This window comes from Pseudomonas sp., assembly GCF_049300855.1.
Classification (GTDB): domain Bacteria; phylum Pseudomonadota; class Gammaproteobacteria; order Pseudomonadales; family Pseudomonadaceae; genus Aquipseudomonas.
In genome coordinates this window covers 592,232-608,702 of sequence record NZ_JBAQKH010000026.1, presented here as the reverse complement: position 1 = coordinate 608,702, position 16,471 = coordinate 592,232, and the positions used below count along the sequence as shown (strand labels likewise).

Below are 16,471 nucleotides of genomic sequence, written 5' to 3'. Positions count from 1 at the left end.
AGCCAAGACTGCAAAAACAGCACGCCGTAACGGGAACTTTTTCTCAATAACTCGCTCAGCTCGGGGCTTGTAGCTGGGTATTTTTTATACAGCGCAGTTAAAAGTTGCTCGAAAAAGAATCAGCGCCTACAATTTTTTTTGCTTCTTGCGCTACGTCAGTTTACTTACTACAAGTAATGGGTAGTATGTACGCCGGCTATTTCCTCAATCGTGAGGAGACAGCCACTTAATTTGAAAGTCCTTGAAGGGGAACACGATGAACAACGTTCTGAAATTCTCTGCTCTGGCTCTGGCCGCAGTTCTGGCTACCGGTTGCAGCAGCGCATCGAAAGAAACCGAAGCACGTCTGACCGCTACTGAAGACGCAGCTGCTCGCTCCCAGGCTCGTGCAGACGAAGCTTACCGTAAAGCTGATGAAGCTCTGGCTGCTGCTCAAAAAGCACAACAGACTGCTGACGAAGCTAACGAGCGTGCTCTGCGCATGCTGGACAAAGCTAGCCGCAAGTAATAATCCTTCGGGATTGTTATCAAGCCGACCCGATTTTCGGGTCGGCTTTTTTATTGCCTGGTGCTTTTCACCGGGCAATAAAAAACCCGCCGGCGCTTCACGCACCGGAGGGTTCTGCACCGCGATTTACTGCTGCAAGTCGATCGGTGTGTTCGAGACCATCGGCGCCGACGTATTCGGCGTGCCGATTTCGGTCGGCAGACCATCTTCGGCCGCGACCACATCCCGCACCACATCCCAGTTCACGCGCAGGTTGCTGGTGACGTCTTCACGCTTGAGCATCGCGTTGATCACTGCAGTGTGCTTGTCGACCACCGACGGATTGCCCTTGTCGTCGATCGGCGTGTGCGCTTCCAGATAAACCTTGCCGCCACTGCTGCCGAACTTGTACGCATCGTTGAGGATACGCACCGACGTTCCTACCGGCACCATGCTGGCCATTTCCAGCACGTTGTTGTTGAACATGCGGAAGCACCCGTGGCTGGTGCGCATGCCGATACCGAATTTCTTGTTCGAACCGTGGATCAGGTAACCCGGCGTGCCCAGCGTGAACTTGAAAGGACCCAATGGATTGTCCGGGCCGGCCGGCACGACGTTTGGCAGCGGGTCGCCATCGGCGGCGTGCTCAGCCTTGATCGAGGCTGGAGGCGTCCAGGTCGGGTTTGGCGTCTTGGCGGTGATCGAGGTGTGCGCGATCGGCGACCCCCACCCCTCACGACCGATACCCAGCGGGAACGTGTACACCACGTTGCGGCCTTTCGGGAAGTAGTAGAGGCGGTATTCGGCGAGGTTGATGACGATGCCTTCACGCGGACCCGGCGGCAGAATGAAACGGGTCGGCAAGACGATTTCGGTACCGGCGCCCGGCAACCAGGCATCGACGCCCGGGTTGGCCGCGACCATCTCCGAGTAGCCCAGATCGTACTTCGTGCCCAGATCGGCGAAGGTGTCTTCGTACTTGGCTTTGATCACCTGGACCTGGCCGATGATGTCTTCACCGGGTGGTGGCAGGGGAAACTCCAATGCAGCAACGGGACCGGCCACACACAGGGCGGCAAGTGACAGGCAGCGGGTGACGGCAGGAAAGCGCGGCAACATCCGGAAAATCCTTCGCATGATCAACAAGGGTATAAGAGCGCGATTGTACACCGCACTTTGAATATTCGGGGAGACGGCCCGATAGGCAGACAAACTCTTCATGTAAGCGCTGTCGCAGGCTGCGATCTTTTGCGCTTAAAGCTCGAAACGCAGCTCGGGCCAGATCGGCGAGGTGCCACGCTTCTGCGATTCAAGGATCGCCCGGCACAACGAACACAGGCGCTGATCCTGAAACACCCGGCGATCCACGCTCGACCAGCGCGGTTGCGCCGGCAGCAGGCTGCCGCACAGGGTGCGATCAGCCGAGCCACCGAGTTCGAGTTGCCGCGTCACCAGATGCACCCGCACTTCCTGGCAGGCGAACAGGTCCAGCTGCTCGTCAGGCTCGATCAGTTGGTAGGCAAACAGGGACCAGGCAGAACGCGACATCGGGGGCTCCAAATAAGGGGGCGCCACATTAGCCGAAAGCCTGCCCTTAGAAAAGCCTCATAACAGCGGTTTTAGCGTCGGCCAGACATTTTCCAGCAACTTGCCCTGAGCCCCGACCGCCGGGTGCAGACCATCGGCTTGCATCAAGTCTGGATGACCGCCCACGCCGTCGAGGAAAAACGGCACCAGCGGGATCTTTTTATCGTCGGCGAGTTTGCCGTACACCTCGGCAAAAGCATCGGTGTAACGCTTGCCGTAATTGGGCGGCAATTGCATGCCCAGCAGCAGCACCTTGGCGCCGCTCTGGCGGGAGCTGTCGATCATCGAGGCAAGATTTTGTTGCAATTGAGTTGGCGGCATTCCGCGCAAGCCGTCGTTGCCACCCAGCTCGAGGATCACCAGTTCCGGCTTATGCTCTGCAAGCAGCGCCGGCAGCCGCGCCTGGCCTCCGGCACTGGTGTCGCCGCTGATCGAGGCATTGACCACTTTGTCGTCGAAACCCTCCTGTTTGAGCCGTTGTTCGAGCAACGACACCCACCCCAAGCGGGTATCCAGTCCGAAACCGGCGCTGATACTATCGCCAACGATCAGGACAGTACCCGCCGCTGCGTTCTGGGCCATACACATCAAGGCCAGGCCAGCACTCAAAAACCACACACGCATCGGATTCTCCATGGGCGCAAGCATTCTCACCGCGAAGAACCTCAGCAAAGTGGTTCCCAGCGCGGAAGGTGAACTGACTATCCTGCACGAACTCAGCCTGGAACTGAACAAGGGCGACAGCCTGGCCATCGTCGGCGCGTCCGGTTCGGGCAAATCCACCCTGCTCGGCCTGCTCGCCGGCCTCGACCTGCCAAGCAGCGGCGAGGTCATTCTCGCCGGCCAAGGCCTGAGCAAACTGGATGAAGACCAGCGCGCGCGTATTCGTGCCGAGCACGTGGGTTTTGTCTTCCAGTCCTTTCAATTGCTCGACAGCCTTAATGCGCTGGAAAACGTCATGCTGCCGCTGGAACTCGATGGCCGCAAAGATGCCCGCGAACGGGCGACCGAACTGCTCCAGCGCGTCGGCCTCGGCCAGCGCCTGACGCACTCGCCGCGCCAGCTCTCGGGTGGCGAACAGCAGCGCGTGGCGATTGCCCGAGCGTTTGCTGCCGAGCCGGACGTGCTGTTCGCCGACGAACCCACCGGCAACCTCGACAGCCACACCGGTGAGCGCATCAGCGACCTGCTGTTCGAGTTGAACAAGGAACGCGGTACCACCCTGGTGCTGGTGACCCACGACGAACGCCTGGCCCATCGCTGCCGGCGCCTGATCCGACTTGAAGCCGGGCTGTTGGTCGCCCCTCTGGAGCCTTGATGGCACGTTTGCCGCTGTTGCGTCTGTTCAGCCTTGCCCTGCGCCAACTGATGCGCGATGCCCGCGCCGGGGAATTGCGCGTGTTGTTTTTCGCGTTGGTCGTGGCGGTCGCGGCGAGTACCGCCATCGGCTATTTCGGCGCCCGCCTGAACGGCGCGATGATGCTGCGCGCGACCGAGTTTCTCGGCGCCGATCTGGTGCTCGAAGGCAGTTCTCCGGCCCGTGAAGAACAGATCAGGAGTGGTACCGAACTGCGTCTGAATCATGCGCAGGTGGTGGAGTTTTCTAGCGTCATCGCCACCGACAACGGCATTCAACTGTCGAGCATCAAAGCCGTCGACCGCGCCTATCCGTTGCGTGGTGAACTGAAGAGCGCAGCCGCGCCGTTCGCCACAGAAGAAACCGGCGGCGAACCGCAACCGGGCGAAGCCTGGGTTGAGGCACGCCTGCTGACCGCACTGGATCTGAAGATCGGCGACAGCATCGATGTCGGCATGAAGACATTGAAACTGACCCGCGTGCTGACCTACGAACCGGATCGCGCCGGCAATTTCTATAGCCTGACGCCGCGGGTGATGATCAACCTCGACGACCTCGCCGCCACCGGTGTGGTGCAACCCGGCAGCCGCGTGAGTTACCGCGAACTGTGGCGCGGTGAACCGCAGGCGCTGGAAACCTATCGGCAACTGATCAAACCCGGGCTCGCCGCCAACCAGCGCATTCAGGATGCCCGCGATGGCAACCGGCAGATTGGTGGTGCGCTGGGCAAGGCGGAACGTTATCTGAACATGGCCAGTCTGGTCGCCGTGTTGTTGGCCGGTGTCGCCGTGGCGTTGTCGGCGAACCGTTTTGCCAGCCGCCGCTTCGATGCCAGCGCGTTACTGCGCTGCCTCGGTCTGTCGCGCCGGGAAACCATGCTGCTGTTCAGTTTGCAGTTGACCGTGCTCGGCTTGCTGGCCGCTCTCAGTGGAGCGCTGCTGGGTTGGCTGGCGCAACTGGGCCTGTTCGCGCTGCTGCACGATCTGTTGCCAAGCGATGTCCCTCCGGGCGGTCTGTTTCCAGCCATCGCCGGGATCGGCACCGGGCTGGTGGCGTTGGCCGGTTTCGCCTTGCCGCCACTCGCCGCGCTAGGCCGCGTACCGCCGCTGCGTGTGCTGCGCCGCGACATGCTGCCGATTCCGTCGAGTACCTGGATGGTTTACGGCGCTGCACTCGGAGCGCTCGGCCTGATCATGTGGCGCCTAAGTCTGGATCTGCTGCTGACCTTTGCCTTGCTCGGCGGTGGCGTGGTCGCCGCGCTGCTATTGGGCGGTTTGCTGTTGTTGCTGCTGCAAAGCCTGCGGCGGATGCTCGCCCGTGCTTCGCTGCCGTGGCGCCTGGGTCTGGGCCAATTGCTGCGGCATCCGTTGGCAGCGGCCGGTCAGTCACTGGCATTCGGCCTGATTCTGCTGTCGATGGCCTTGATTGCCCTGCTGCGTGGCGAACTGCTCGACACCTGGCAGAACCAGCTACCGAAAAACGCGCCCAACTACTTTGCCCTGAATATTCTGCCGGCAGACAAACAGGCCTTCACCGATCACCTGATCAAAGTCTCCGCACAAGCGGCGCCACTGTATCCGGTGGTGCCGGGGCGCCTGATCAGCATCAATGGCGAAGCCGTGCAGCAAATCGTCAGCAAGGATTCGGCCGGTGACCGTGCGGTGCAGCGCGACTTGAGCCTGACCTGGGCGGCGGATCTGCCTGCGGGCAACAAGCTCACAGCGGGTGAATGGTGGAAGGATCAACCCACGGATGATGTTCCCGGTGTCTCGGTGGAAGGCAAAGTCGCCGAAAGCCTCAAGCTCAAACTCGGCGATCACATGGTCTTCAGCGTCGGCGGGGTCAATCGTGAAGCGAAGGTCACCAGCCTGCGCGAAATCAACTGGGACAATTTCCAGCCGAACTTCTTCATGATCTTCCAGCCCGGCACGTTGAAGGATCTGCCAGCGACTTATTTGACCAGCTTCTATCTGGCCCCCGGTCATGATCAGCAGATCGTCGAACTGTCGCGCACCTTCCCGGCGGTGACCATTCTTCAGGTCGAAGCGCTGCTCGAACAGCTGCGCAGCATCCTCGCCCAAGTCACCCTGGCCGTGGAATACGTATTGTTGTTTGTCTTGGCGGCAGGGATGGCGGTGCTGTTTTCCGGCTTGCAGTCGACGCTCGATGAACGTATTCGCCAAGGTGCGCTGTTGCGTGCACTGGGGGCGGAGCGGCAATTGCTGATCAAGGCACGGCGCATTGAGTTCGGTTTACTCGGTGCGGTCAGCGGCCTGCTTGCGGCGATCGGCTCGGAAGTGGTGAGTCTGGTGTTGTATCGCTACGCGTTCGATCTGCCGTGGCATCCGCATCCATGGTTGTTGGTGCTGCCGTTGATTGGCGCCGCGCTGATTGGTGGTGCCGGTGTGTTCGGCACGCGCCGGGCGCTCAATGCAAGTCCACTGACAGTGTTGCGCGAGGGTTGATAGACTCAAGCGGTCTTAATCACAAGAAGTTGCCATGAGCCGTTATCGCCCCCCACGCCCCGCCGGCACCGCGCTGATCACCCCCGAAGGTGAAGCGCGGATGCGCGCCGAATTCCATGAGTTGTGGCATGTGCGCCGCCCGCAGGTGACGCAATCGGTGAGCGAGGCAGCGGCTCAGGGTGATCGCTCGGAGAACGCCGAGTACACCTACGGCAAGAAGATGCTGCGCGAGATCGACAGTCGCGTGCGCTTTCTGACCAAACGTCTGGAAGCGTTGAAAGTCGTCAGTGAAAAACCCAGTGATCCGAACAAGGTCTACTTCGGCGCCTGGGTCACCATCGAAGACGAAGACGGCAAGCAATCGCGCTACCGCATCGTCGGCCCGGATGAACTGGATTTGAAGCTGGGCCTGATCAGCATCGACTCGCCATTGGCCCGCGCCTTGATCGGCAAGGCGCTGGATGCTGAAGTCAGGGTGCAGACGCCGACTGGCGAGCAGTTCGTTTACATCGTCGCCATCGACTATCCGTAAAGCGCATCAGCGGCGGGTGATCAGACCCTGCCGCGCCACACGGACCAGTTGCTTGATCATTTCCGGCGCATCTTCCGCGCTCGAGGCCTGAATCACCGCCAGATCGAAACTGTCAGTGGCAAACCGTGCCAGCGACTCGCCGTCTTCAACGAACTGGATCAGGAACGCGGCAGGACCGCCGCTGCGACGTGGCCAGCCATCGAGATAACGCAACAGCGTCGGCTGATGTTTGCCGCCAAGGAGAATTTTCGGGTTGCGCTGGGTGATATGTGCCGTGATCGGCGCGGGACGTGCTGGAGGGCGTAGTGCATTCATCGTGTCGTGTCTCTGCCTCAAAAGTCTGCATGGCAGGTGAGAGGCAACACCGAACCAGCGCTTTAGCGGTATTTCGAAGCCCTGTTCCGGCTTCTGACGGCAACTGTTGAAGTCACCTGGCGCCCCGCAAGTAGCTGTTTAAATCGGCGCATGGGCAACATCCTAGAGAACGTGACCGATCAGTGTCAAGAATCAGCGGCAACAAAAAAGGCCCGCACAATGCGGGCCTTTTCCTTGAGCCAGAGCGCTTAACCGGCGATGGCGCGATCCACCGAGAGCTTGCCGGCGCCTTCGATCAGGACGGCGAGGCTGCCACCGAGCAGCGCCAGAGCGAACTCGTAACCGTTGTTGGCCATAAACAAACCGTTGCTGATGTGTACGGTAAAGATTGCCACCAGCGACAGGAAGGTCAGGCCCAACGCCGCCGGGCGCACCAGCAGGCCGATGATCAAGGCCAGGCCAGCGAAGAACTCAGTGCCGCCAGCCAGGGTCGCCATCAGGTAGCCCGGGTGCAGGCCAAGGCTGTCCATGTACTGCGCGGTGCCCGCCAGACCGTAACCACCGAACAGACCGAAAAGCTTCTGCGAACCGTGCGCGGCGAAGATCACGCCGACAGCAATGCGCAGGAGGGTCAGACCGTAGCCGGCGCGGGTGAACAGGACTTTGTTGATCAGAGAGCTCATGGGGCATTCCTTGTTTTTGCGAGGAGTTATGTGTGTTGGTTGGCCGCTATATTAATCAGTTAATTTCATGATAAAAGCGCAAATATTCCGCCATAACAATCAAATTATTAGATCATTTCCGTGAGACGACTTTTTGCGTCCCGGGCTCCAACGATTCACGCTCCCGGTCGAACGCCAAGTAATACTTGTTCACGCTATTAACATAGCTGACCGGGCCCATTCCTACCTGCTCCATGGCAATACGCTCGACCTGGAAGAACCACTGATTAGGGTTCAAACCACGCCGCCGGGCTTCGGCGCGCATGCCCTGCACGCGCTCGGGGCCGATGTTGTAAGCCGCCAGGGTGAAGGCCATGCGTTCGCGCTCATTGAGCTTGGAGCTGTTGAAGAATTTGCGGCGGATCATCGCCAGGTACTTGGCCCCGGCCTGCACGTTCGCATCAAGATTCTGGATATTGTTGACGCCGACACGCTGGGCGGCGGAAGGCGTGATCTGCATCAGCCCGGTGGGGCCGCTGCCACTGCGCGCATTGGGCTGCAGCGCCGATTCCTTGAACGCCAGGGCGGCCAGATTCAACCAGTCCATGTTCTGCGCGTCAGCATGCTTTTGCAGGGTCGGACGGAGTTTTTCCAGACGCTGGCGGTCGGCCTTGGCCAATGGATAGTGAACTTGATAGAGGCGCCGATAGATGCGCAGAAACGCCACGTCTTCGTTGGACGGCTTCTTGTAACCAACGAGGAAGCGATCGATGCTGGCCCGCAGCATCGACGCATCACGGCGCACGAACCAATACTCTTCGCCCGGTTCGCTGATCATCAGTTGGCGATCAAAACGCAGCTTCGGCAGGATCTTGCCCCAGCGCTCGGCAATGGGTTGCTCGACGATGGTCAGGTGGAAAATCCCGCCCTGAACCATCTCCAGCACATCTTCGACCGCCAGGGTCGGATCGACCCATTCGATCTTGATCGGCGCCAGTTTGTGCAACGCGAGTTTCTGATTGAGCTGACTGACCGCCTCCCCCGCTGCACTGCCGGTGGGTAACGCGAGGGTCTTGCCGGCGAGTTGCTCGACCTTGGTGTAACGGCGCTCGCCCTTGATCCCGACCAGCAACAGCGGCACGTTACTGGCGATCGGTTCGCTGCTGGCCACGGCGAAGCCCGGTTGCAGATCGAGCAATTCGCCCGGCGCAACCAAATCGCCCTCGCCGCGCTGCAGCGCACCGAGCAGTTGATCCTTGGCTTTGGGAATGATCTTGAGGGTGATTTCCTGGCCGTCGCGAGCATGGCCATTGAGGTATTGCTCGAAGGCGCGCAGGCGATGGTATTCGACGCCGATGGCCTGACCCTGAACTTCACCGGAGCTGTTGCGGCTCTGGTTGACCAGCACGCGCAACACGCGGCTGCTGCGAATCTCGGACAAGTCGCGCACCTTGGCCGCCGGCACGGCTTGCAGCGGCCCGGGCAGGCGCGCAACCGCCGTCATCGGCAGCAGCAGCGATCCACACAACAGAAGCAAAACCGAGGGACGAACCATCCACTCTCCGGAAAGAATACGGGGTGATAACACCGCTGAACGGTCGATATCACCGACGAAAACAGAGCGCCTGGAGCGCTGGCAAAGTGCGAGAGACTGGCACAGTAGTGGCATCGTTGCCAGACCGGGCTGCCTCGCGGCATCAAAAGACAGCTATAACTCGTTGTAGTTCTTGGCTTTTCTTATGAATCTACAGCTCTGGTATGCTTTCCGGCCTTCGGCCCGAGGTAGCAACCATGCAACTCATCGATATCGGCGTCAACCTGACCAACCCAAGTTTCGCCGACAAACATCAGGCCGTGCTTGATCGCGCCTATGCCGCCGGGGTCTGCCAATTGGTGCTGACCGGCACCAGCGTCGAGGGCAGCGAACAGGCTCTGGAGCTGTGCCAGCAACTGGATGAGAGCGGTCAACGGCTGTTCGCCACCGCCGGTATTCACCCGCATTCGGCCAGTGACTGGAACGCGGACAGCGCCCGTCGTTTGCGCAGCCTGTTGCACGAAAAAAACGTAGTCGCCGTGGGTGAATGCGGGCTGGATTTCAACCGTGATTTCTCGCCGCGCCCACAGCAGGAAAAAGTCCTCGAAGAACACTTGGCGCTGGCCGTTGAACTGCAACTGCCGGTGTTCCTGCACGAGCGCGATGCCAGCCAGCGGCTGCTGGAAATCCTGAAAGACTTCCGCGATCACCTGCCCGCCGCCGTGGTGCATTGCTTCACCGGCGAGCAAAAAGCCCTGTTCAGCTATCTCGATCTGGATCTGCACATCGGCATCACCGGCTGGATCTGCGACGAACGCCGTGGCACGCATTTGCACCCACTGGTCAAAGAGATCAAACGCGGACGGTTGATGCTGGAAAGTGACGCGCCGTATCTGCTGCCGCGCACCTTGCGGCCGAAGCCGAAGAACGGGCGTAACGAGCCGGCGTATCTGACAGAAGTGCTGCGCGAAGTGGCGTTGCATCGCGGTGAAACCGAGGAAGATCTGGCGGCGCATAGCACCGCGTGCGCCCGAGCGTTCTATAACCTCCCCACCCTCCCCTGACACACCATAATTCCCTTGTGGAAGCGATGTGTTCTTTTGATGTGTATCAAGATCTCGAATCTGCGTAGCGGCACAATGCTGGCACCTTGCCGAAACTGTTTCCGCTATCAGAGAAGACCTCCATGGGTGCCTGGCTTAGCAATATCTCGCTGAAATACAAATTCTGGGCGGTCAATGCGGTCGCCTTCGTCACCACCCTGCTGTTGGTGCTGTACGCCGTGCAACTCGAACAACAGGCGCGCAGTCACGCATCACAGGCCTCGGCGCAAGCCCAGGCACAACTGCTTAAAGCCTGGCCGGTCGGTCAGCCATTGCCCAAAGCCGATCAGGTGCTGACCTTCAAACGAGGTGAAGCACCGCGCCTGAACGATCAACCGTTGCTGGAAATCACTGAAAGCAACGGCTGGAACGACATCAATCATCTGCCGCTGTTCGGCGACAATCCGCTGATGGGCGCTGAAGTGTTCAGCCGCGCCGACGGCCAGCAAGTTGCCGTGATTGCCTATGGCCCGAGTCTGAGCCAGGTGTTCAGCGAGCGTTTCGCCAATTATGCGGTGGCAGTGTTCATCCTGATGTTTGCCATGCTGTGTGCCTCGCAGTTGCTGATCCGCTTCCTGCTCAGCCAGCTCAACACCCTGAAAGACGTGATGCTGCACGTGGAAAAAACCGGTGACCTCTCGGCTCGCGTGCCGCTGGCCGGCAAAGACGAGGTCGGGCAGATGGCCAATGCGTTCAACGCGATGCAGGCCGGTTACCAGCGTGTTGTGACCACCGTGGCCAACACCGCACGGCAACTGGATGTCGGCGCGGCGCGGTTGGCGTCGAGCATGAACGAAGTGCGTCACGGCATGCTCGGTCAGCAGAGCGAAACCGATCAGGCCGCCACGGCGATCAATGAAATGACTGCCACGGTCTATCACATCGCTCAGCACGCCGGTGCCACTCGCGATCTGTCGCAGACCGCCGATGGCCTCGCGGGCAGCGGTCAGCAAGTGGTCGCGCGGGTGCAGCATTCGATTGCCGGGCTCTCCAGCGGCGTGCAGCAGACCGCCGAGATGATTCAACGGCTGGCCGAGGACAGTCAGAAGATCAACGGCGTGGTCAGCGTGATTCACAGCATTGCCGAGCAGACCAACTTGCTCGCCCTGAACGCCGCCATCGAGGCCGCCCGCGCCGGTGAAATGGGCCGGGGATTTGCCGTGGTGGCTGATGAAGTACGTAATCTGGCCAAACGCGTGCAGACCTCGACCGACGAGATCACCACGATGGTCTCGGCCTTGCAGGCCGGCACCCGTGATGCGGTGGATTTCATGCAGGAGAGTTCGTACAAGGCCGACGACTGCGTGCAGCAGGCACAGGAGGCCGGTGCAGCGCTGGCGGAAATCACCGGGGCGGTGGCGCAGATGCGTGAAAGCAATACGCAGATTGCCGTGGCGGCGGAGCAGCAGAGTCAGGTTGCCGAGGAGATGAACCGGGCGGTGGTGAGTATTCGCGATGTGACCGAGAATACCGTGCAGCAGACGGTGGATTCGGCGACGACCAGTAATGAGCTGGCGACGTTGGCTGGGGAGTTGAGCAAGGCGATCGGACAACTGAAACTCTGACGGCCCTTTCGCGAGCAAGCTCGCTCCCACAAGGGGATTTGTATGCGCACCGGTCCAATGTGGGAGCGAGCTTGCTCGCGAAGGCGTCAGCCCGGGCAGCATCGAATCCTGCGATGACGCCTATCACTTCAATAGCCAACCTTGATTCGCCGCCCTCCCTGCCCGGGCCTATTCTTCAAGCATGTGTTCAACATGGATCGAGGAGTAGCAAACATGGGCAAACGTCACCCCAACCTTCCCGCGTGGCAATGGCGCGCGTACCCGGGCAATCATCAGCACCCGACCAATCTGGTGTTGCACCTGATTGCCGTGCCGTTGTTTATCGTCGCCTTTCTGCTGATCGTGTCCGGGGTGTTCAGCCCGAGTCTGGCCAGTGTGGCCATCGGCGTGATCGGTATCGTCGCGGCGCTCGGTTTGCAGCGCCACGGCCACAGCCTGGAGGCGCAAGCCTCCGAGCCGTTCAGTGATCGTAAAGATGCGGTGTCACGCTTGCTGGTCGAGCAGTTTCTGACTTTTCCGCGCTTCTTTCTCAGTGGCGGCTGGTGGCGCGCATGGCGTGAGCGCCACCGTCGGCATTGAGTCAGGCGAAGATCGTGACCGTCTGCCGACTCATCGCAATCAGCTCACCTTCTGCGCTCCACAGCTTGGCGGCGACATGGCCGTAGCCGTCGGCGGCGTACTCGATATCGGCCAGGTACTGGCACCAGTCCAGCGTGCTCAAATCGTGTAGAGGCTGCACGAATTCAATGGTCCAGGTCAGCGTGCTGCCGGGTGCAGGCTTCTTCAGATACGGCAACAGCGCAGGCGGCCACGCATCCACCAAAGCCAGCAGATGCGCCTCATTGACCGGCTCTTCTTTGACATCACCACGCAACCGCACCCAGCCCCCCATCAGCCGCGATTGGGTGCCGGTGAACGGCATGCCGCCCACACTCCAGCGCATTGCCAGATGACGCATGAATTCTGGCGTCACGCCTTTGATGTATGGCAACTCCTGGCATTCGTCCCAGTGTTTCATTGATGGCGCCGGATACGCTTCGACTGCCACTTCAGAGGGCCGCGAAGCCCCGAAGCTGCCCTGAACGATCGTCACCACCTGACCATTCTGCATCGCCCGGCCCATGACCTGGCTGACGGCTTTGCCTTCGCGCAGCACATCGACTTCAAAACTCACCGGGACTTCGGGTTCGACCGGGCCGACAAAAGTGATCGCCAGCGAACGCACCGGGCGATCCGCCGGTACTTTTGCGCGCATGGCTTCAAATTGCAGCGCGGCCACCAGGCCACCGAAACTGGCACGGCCCTGGCCCCATTCGGCGGGAATCGTCAGTTGCGGTTGGCGGCGGACCGCCTCGAGCAGATCGCTAAAGCGCATGGCAACCTCAGAAAACAAGAAAGGAATACAGGGATCTTAACCAGACCTGCACAGCGCCGCAGCGTCTATTCCGGTCAAATGGGCTGACAGAAAGGCCTTAGCGCACTTCCCGACACACACAACACCCTGTGGGAGCGAGCTTGCTCGCGAAAGCGGTGTGTCAGGAAAAAATGTACCGCCTGACAGAGCGCATTCGCGAGCAAGCTCGCTCCCACAGGGGAGGTGGTGATTTCAGGATTTTTTGAAGCAGGCAGCGCTGAGTTTTTCAAGCACTCGGTCGGCCTCGACTTCAGCGTTGACCATCGTCGCCTGCCAGGTTGCAACGCACGGTTGCATATCCGCCTCCAGCTCGGCTTTCGCCAGCCACTGCCAGCAATCGTGCCAGTCGCCCAACGCCCCTTGCGCAGCCTTCAATCGCTTCAACGCTGGGGCGGGCAAGCGATCCAGTTCGGGATAGGCTTCGATGCCGTAGCGCACGCGTTTGATCAACAGGCGCAGGCGATGGCGGTCGTGGGCTGGATCGTGCAGCGCCTGGTCGAGTTTCTGCCATTGTTTGCCGAGACGTTTTTCGATGCGTTTATCCAGGCCCTTGAGCAAGCCCTGACGCTGGGAGGCGCGCAGGAAGCGCGGGAAGGCGTCGAGAATCATCAACAGCGAAGCCACTTCGGCGCTCGCCGCCAGTGCCGGATACGCCTCAGCCATTTGCGCCATGCGCCGTTGCGCGGCCTCAGGCTGATCATGCTCGAGCAGATACGCCGCGAGCACTTCACGATCGCGCCAAGGGGTGGTCAATTGGCCGACTGCGGACGCGGCGTCTTCCAGTTGCTCGACACCGGGCAAACCGCGCAATGGCCGCAACAGGCTGCGCAAGCGCCGCACCGTGGTGCGCAGATCATGCAGCGCCTCGGGGTCGGTCCGTGCAGTGAGTCGCGCCTGACAGGCCAGCAGCCGTACTTCCAGGCTCAGGACATGAGCCACCAACCGGTCAACCAACGCAGACATCACTTGCTCCTGATTCAAATGGCTTTGAGAATTATTCTGCCGCTCGATCAAAGCAGCGTCCTTGCTTCACGTCAGCAGCTTAGCGCCCGGCGCGGGATTCGCGAATGTAGAAGCGCGCCTTCTCGGCTTTGTTGCTGCAACCTTCGAACCCTTCGAATTGTTGCTGAGTCTTCGCCGCCGTCAGCAACGACAAGGCTTTGGAATAACTGACCGTGCCGGCAAAGCCTTCGGCCTTGGCCAGATCCAGCTCATGCCAAGCCGCATCGAGCTGACTGCCGCAGCTGTCGCGGTAAGCGGTTTTACCGGCGCAACCGGCCAATGCCAGAGCCATCAACGGCACACAGATCCAGGCTTTCATCACTCACACCTCAAAATAGGTCAACAGTCGTGCAGGTAAGACGGTAAGGCTGCGAAAAAGTGCCTTGCCGGCGGGTGAAACCGCGCAACTGAGAAGGATAGCGCTGAAGGGTCATGCAGTATCAAAAAAACGACGTCACCGGCGCACTCAACGACCACGGCGATTGAGCCAGTCCGGCGATGGGTGCATTGTGCAAACTTGCCGGGGAGGAAACTGGATGAAAAAGCGTGTCGCACTGGTGCTGGGCTCCGGTGGCGCCCGGGGCTATGCCCATATCGGAGTCATCGAAGAGATCGAGAAACGCGGTTACGACATCGCCTGCATTGCCGGGTGTTCGATGGGCGCGGTGGTCGGCGGCATCTACGCCGCCGGAAAACTCGACGTTTACAAGAACTGGATCGAAAGTCTCGATTATCTGGATGTGCTGCGGCTGGTCGACGTGAGTTTCCGCCTCGGTGCGATTCGCGGCGAGAAGGTCTTCGGGCAGATCCGCAAGATCGTCGGCGAGATCAACATTGAAGACTTGCGCATCCCCTACACCGCCGTCGCCGCCGACCTCACCAACCAGCAGGAAATCTGGTTTCAGGAAGGTTGTCTGCATCAGGCCATGCGTGCCTCCGCGGCAATCCCCAGCCTGTTCACGCCGGTGATGCAAGGCAACCGCATGCTGGTCGATGGCGGGATTCTCAATCCGTTGCCGATCGTGCCGGTGGTGTCGAGCCACTGTGATCTGATCATTGCGGTCAATCTCAACTCGACCAACCAGCGTCATTACAAACTGCCGGTGATCCAGCGCCCGCCTGCGTTCCGCTCACGCTTCGACAGCCTGATCAGTTCGCTGGGTTCGAAGATGCCGTTCCGCCGGACACAGGCCGAGCAATTGTTGAAGCTCGAACAGGAAGCCCTGCGCGCGGAAGCCGCCGATATCAATCCATGGCTGGAAGGCGCCGAACCCGAGAATCAACAGCCGGCCGCCGCCCCTGAGCGTGAAGGCGCGCCGAAATCGGCGACCGGTTCATTCATCATCGACAACGTCGGGCCGGCGTCATTGCTGGACTTGATCAACCAGAGTTTCGAGGTCATGCAGACCTCGTTGGCGCAGTACAAGATCGCCGGCTATCCGCCGGATATTCTGATCAATGTGCCGAAGCGGGTGTGCCGGTTTTTCGAGTTCTACAAGGCGCCGGAGTTGATCGCGTTGGGGCGCGAAATTGCCAGCGATACGCTGGATCGGTACGAGAGTGAGCAGAACCGAGAGCCCTGAAGTTCTCCGCAGTCTGTAAGGGCCTCATCGCTGGCAAGCCAGCTCCCACAATGATCGGTGTGATACTCAGATTTCAATCACAGCTGAAAAACCTGTGGGAGCTGGCTTTCCAGCGATGGCGTCTGCCGGGACAACCAATGGCTAAAAATTGTTGTCACTGATCAGCCGATAACCAACCCCGGCTTCAGTGACAATAAACCGCGGCCGCGTCGGATCATCCGCCAGTTTCTGGCGTAAATGCCCCACCACAATCCGCAGATAATGGCTGTCTTCGGTGTGCGTCGGGCCCCAGATATCCTTGAGTAATTGCTGCTGGGTAATCACCCGCCCCGGATGTCGCGCCAGTTGCGCCAGCACCGCGTACTCCTTGCGCGTGAGCGCCACTTCGACACCGTCGAGCAGCACCCGCCGATAGGCCAGATCCACCGTCAGCGGACCGAAATTCAGCGCCGCCTGCTGGGCCTCCCCCGCCGGGGCCTGACGCAACAGCGCACGTACGCGAGCGAGGAACTCCTGAATGCCGAACGGCTTGGTCACATAGTCATTGGCGCCGCCATCCAGCGCCTGGACTTTCTGCCCTTCGCTGGCGCGCACCGACAGCACCAGCACCGGCGCCGTGGCCCACTCGCGAAACTCGCGCAGCACTTGCTGGCCATCCATGTCCGGCAGGCCTAAATCGAGCACCAGCAGGTCCGGTTTGTTCAGCGCCGCTTGCGCCAAACCCTCGGCACCGTTGCCCGCCTCAAGCACTTTATAGCCCTGTGAGGTAAGGCTGATGCGCAGGAATTTGCGGATCTGCGGTTCGTCGTCGATGACCAAAATGGTCGCGGTCTGGCTCATGAATTCACATCAACACAAAAGAGTG

The 16,471-nt window shown here is 60.3% G+C and carries 18 protein-coding genes; 8 read left to right on the top strand and 10 right to left on the bottom strand.

Annotated features, from left to right (window positions below):
- The first annotated feature begins 256 nt into the window (after positions 1 to 256).
- Positions 257 to 508: an outer membrane lipoprotei OprI gene (oprI, locus tag WA225_RS12370; RefSeq protein ID WP_003199355.1), complete on the top strand. Its 252-nt coding sequence runs from the start codon at positions 257 to 259 to the stop codon at positions 506 to 508.
- 126 nt (positions 509 to 634) lie between these two features.
- On the opposite strand, the gene WA225_RS12365 is transcribed toward oprI, so the two are convergent.
- From WA225_RS12365 to WA225_RS12355, 3 genes are all read right to left on the bottom strand, one after another.
- The gene (locus tag WA225_RS12365; RefSeq protein WP_277758723.1) at positions 635 to 1,606 is read right to left on the bottom strand and encodes a L,D-transpeptidase family protein; all 972 of its coding nucleotides are present in this window, start codon (positions 1,604 to 1,606) and stop codon (positions 635 to 637) included.
- Between the two features lie 135 nt (positions 1,607 to 1,741).
- On the bottom strand, positions 1,742 to 2,035 hold the full coding sequence (locus tag WA225_RS12360; RefSeq protein ID WP_007908575.1) for a hypothetical protein: 294 nt from the start codon (positions 2,033 to 2,035) through the stop codon (positions 1,742 to 1,744).
- Positions 2,036 to 2,092: 57 nt separating this feature from the next.
- Positions 2,093 to 2,698: an arylesterase gene (locus WA225_RS12355; protein ID WP_034155253.1), complete on the bottom strand. Its 606-nt coding sequence runs from the start codon at positions 2,696 to 2,698 to the stop codon at positions 2,093 to 2,095.
- A gap of 10 nt (positions 2,699 to 2,708) precedes the next feature.
- On the opposite strand from WA225_RS12355, the gene WA225_RS12350 reads away from it, so the two are divergent.
- Genes WA225_RS12350 through greB form a run of 3 tightly spaced genes read left to right on the top strand, consistent with a single transcriptional unit; the run spans position 2,709 to position 6,428 of the window.
- Positions 2,709 to 3,392: an ABC transporter ATP-binding protein gene (locus WA225_RS12350; RefSeq protein ID WP_422608118.1), complete on the top strand. Its 684-nt coding sequence runs from the start codon at positions 2,709 to 2,711 to the stop codon at positions 3,390 to 3,392.
- Complete coding sequence (locus WA225_RS12345; protein WP_422608117.1) at positions 3,392 to 5,896, top strand: ABC transporter permease; 2,505 nt, start codon at positions 3,392 to 3,394, stop codon at positions 5,894 to 5,896. Before WA225_RS12350 ends, WA225_RS12345 begins: the two co-directional genes overlap by 1 nt.
- A gap of 34 nt (positions 5,897 to 5,930) precedes the next feature.
- The gene (gene greB / locus WA225_RS12340) at positions 5,931 to 6,428 is read left to right on the top strand and encodes a transcription elongation factor GreB (protein ID WP_016985509.1); all 498 of its coding nucleotides are present in this window, start codon (positions 5,931 to 5,933) and stop codon (positions 6,426 to 6,428) included.
- Between the two features lie 6 nt (positions 6,429 to 6,434).
- Here the strand turns inward: greB and WA225_RS12335 are convergent, their stop codons facing one another.
- From WA225_RS12335 to WA225_RS12325, 3 genes are all read right to left on the bottom strand, one after another.
- Positions 6,435 to 6,743, bottom strand: a complete 309-nt coding sequence (locus WA225_RS12335; protein WP_422608116.1) for a class I SAM-dependent methyltransferase — start codon at positions 6,741 to 6,743, stop codon at positions 6,435 to 6,437.
- 248 nt (positions 6,744 to 6,991) lie between these two features.
- The gene (locus WA225_RS12330; protein WP_422608115.1) at positions 6,992 to 7,426 is read right to left on the bottom strand and encodes a DoxX family protein; all 435 of its coding nucleotides are present in this window, start codon (positions 7,424 to 7,426) and stop codon (positions 6,992 to 6,994) included.
- 112 nt (positions 7,427 to 7,538) lie between these two features.
- Entirely contained in the window at positions 7,539 to 8,960 is a 1,422-nt protein-coding gene (locus WA225_RS12325; RefSeq protein ID WP_422608114.1) for a transglycosylase SLT domain-containing protein, read from the bottom strand.
- Positions 8,961 to 9,196: 236 nt separating this feature from the next.
- Between WA225_RS12325 and WA225_RS12320 the strand changes: the two genes are divergently transcribed.
- From WA225_RS12320 to WA225_RS12310, 3 genes are all read left to right on the top strand, one after another.
- Entirely contained in the window at positions 9,197 to 10,003 is an 807-nt protein-coding gene (locus tag WA225_RS12320; RefSeq protein ID WP_422608113.1) for a TatD family hydrolase, read from the top strand.
- Between the two features lie 122 nt (positions 10,004 to 10,125).
- The gene (locus WA225_RS12315; RefSeq protein WP_422608112.1) at positions 10,126 to 11,607 is read left to right on the top strand and encodes a methyl-accepting chemotaxis protein; all 1,482 of its coding nucleotides are present in this window, start codon (positions 10,126 to 10,128) and stop codon (positions 11,605 to 11,607) included.
- A gap of 213 nt (positions 11,608 to 11,820) precedes the next feature.
- The gene (locus WA225_RS12310; protein WP_186529326.1) at positions 11,821 to 12,186 is read left to right on the top strand and encodes a terminase; all 366 of its coding nucleotides are present in this window, start codon (positions 11,821 to 11,823) and stop codon (positions 12,184 to 12,186) included.
- Position 12,187: 1 nt separating this feature from the next.
- Here the strand turns inward: WA225_RS12310 and WA225_RS12305 are convergent, their stop codons facing one another.
- The 3 genes from WA225_RS12305 to WA225_RS12295 all read right to left on the bottom strand — a co-directional run bounded on the left by WA225_RS12305 (position 12,188) and on the right by WA225_RS12295 (position 14,342).
- The gene (locus tag WA225_RS12305) at positions 12,188 to 12,982 is read right to left on the bottom strand and encodes an acyl-CoA thioesterase (protein ID WP_422608111.1); all 795 of its coding nucleotides are present in this window, start codon (positions 12,980 to 12,982) and stop codon (positions 12,188 to 12,190) included.
- A 231-nt stretch (positions 12,983 to 13,213) separates the two neighbouring features.
- Positions 13,214 to 13,984, bottom strand: coding sequence for a CHAD domain-containing protein (locus tag WA225_RS12300; RefSeq protein ID WP_422608110.1), 771 nt, complete (start codon positions 13,982 to 13,984; stop codon positions 13,214 to 13,216).
- Between the two features lie 79 nt (positions 13,985 to 14,063).
- Positions 14,064 to 14,342 carry a hypothetical protein gene (locus WA225_RS12295; RefSeq protein ID WP_064120270.1) on the bottom strand — a complete coding sequence of 93 codons (279 nt, stop codon included), beginning with the start codon at positions 14,340 to 14,342 and terminating at the stop codon, positions 14,064 to 14,066.
- A 217-nt stretch (positions 14,343 to 14,559) separates the two neighbouring features.
- Here WA225_RS12295 and WA225_RS12290 point away from each other — a divergent pair, with 217 nt between their 5' ends.
- Entirely contained in the window at positions 14,560 to 15,606 is a 1,047-nt protein-coding gene (locus tag WA225_RS12290) for a patatin-like phospholipase family protein (protein ID WP_422608109.1), read from the top strand.
- 141 nt (positions 15,607 to 15,747) lie between these two features.
- Here the strand turns inward: WA225_RS12290 and WA225_RS12285 are convergent, their stop codons facing one another.
- A complete protein-coding gene (locus tag WA225_RS12285) occupies positions 15,748 to 16,446 on the bottom strand; it encodes a response regulator (protein WP_422608108.1) in 699 nt (232 codons plus the stop codon).
- Positions 16,447 to 16,471: the final 25 nt, after the last annotated feature.

Excerpts from the sequence above, each read along its gene's own strand:
- oprI (WP_003199355.1), top strand. The coding sequence starts at position 257 with ATGAACAACGTTCTGAAATTCTCTGCTCTGGCTCTGGCCGCAGTTCTG.
- WA225_RS12365 (WP_277758723.1), bottom strand. The coding sequence starts at position 1,606 with ATGTTGCCGCGCTTTCCTGCCGTCACCCGCTGCCTGTCACTTGCCGCC.
- WA225_RS12360 (WP_007908575.1), bottom strand. The coding sequence starts at position 2,035 with ATGTCGCGTTCTGCCTGGTCCCTGTTTGCCTACCAACTGATCGAGCCT.
- WA225_RS12355 (WP_034155253.1), bottom strand. The coding sequence starts at position 2,698 with ATGCGTGTGTGGTTTTTGAGTGCTGGCCTGGCCTTGATGTGTATGGCC.
- WA225_RS12350 (WP_422608118.1), top strand. The coding sequence starts at position 2,709 with ATGGGCGCAAGCATTCTCACCGCGAAGAACCTCAGCAAAGTGGTTCCC.
- WA225_RS12345 (WP_422608117.1), top strand. The coding sequence starts at position 3,392 with ATGGCACGTTTGCCGCTGTTGCGTCTGTTCAGCCTTGCCCTGCGCCAA.
- greB (WP_016985509.1), top strand. The coding sequence starts at position 5,931 with ATGAGCCGTTATCGCCCCCCACGCCCCGCCGGCACCGCGCTGATCACC.
- WA225_RS12335 (WP_422608116.1), bottom strand. The coding sequence starts at position 6,743 with ATGAATGCACTACGCCCTCCAGCACGTCCCGCGCCGATCACGGCACAT.
- WA225_RS12330 (WP_422608115.1), bottom strand. The coding sequence starts at position 7,426 with ATGAGCTCTCTGATCAACAAAGTCCTGTTCACCCGCGCCGGCTACGGT.
- WA225_RS12325 (WP_422608114.1), bottom strand. The coding sequence starts at position 8,960 with ATGGTTCGTCCCTCGGTTTTGCTTCTGTTGTGTGGATCGCTGCTGCTG.
- WA225_RS12320 (WP_422608113.1), top strand. The coding sequence starts at position 9,197 with ATGCAACTCATCGATATCGGCGTCAACCTGACCAACCCAAGTTTCGCC.
- WA225_RS12315 (WP_422608112.1), top strand. The coding sequence starts at position 10,126 with ATGGGTGCCTGGCTTAGCAATATCTCGCTGAAATACAAATTCTGGGCG.
- WA225_RS12310 (WP_186529326.1), top strand. The coding sequence starts at position 11,821 with ATGGGCAAACGTCACCCCAACCTTCCCGCGTGGCAATGGCGCGCGTAC.
- WA225_RS12305 (WP_422608111.1), bottom strand. The coding sequence starts at position 12,982 with ATGCGCTTTAGCGATCTGCTCGAGGCGGTCCGCCGCCAACCGCAACTG.
- WA225_RS12300 (WP_422608110.1), bottom strand. The coding sequence starts at position 13,984 with ATGTCTGCGTTGGTTGACCGGTTGGTGGCTCATGTCCTGAGCCTGGAA.
- WA225_RS12295 (WP_064120270.1), bottom strand. The coding sequence starts at position 14,342 with ATGAAAGCCTGGATCTGTGTGCCGTTGATGGCTCTGGCATTGGCCGGT.
- WA225_RS12290 (WP_422608109.1), top strand. The coding sequence starts at position 14,560 with ATGAAAAAGCGTGTCGCACTGGTGCTGGGCTCCGGTGGCGCCCGGGGC.
- WA225_RS12285 (WP_422608108.1), bottom strand. The coding sequence starts at position 16,446 with ATGAGCCAGACCGCGACCATTTTGGTCATCGACGACGAACCGCAGATC.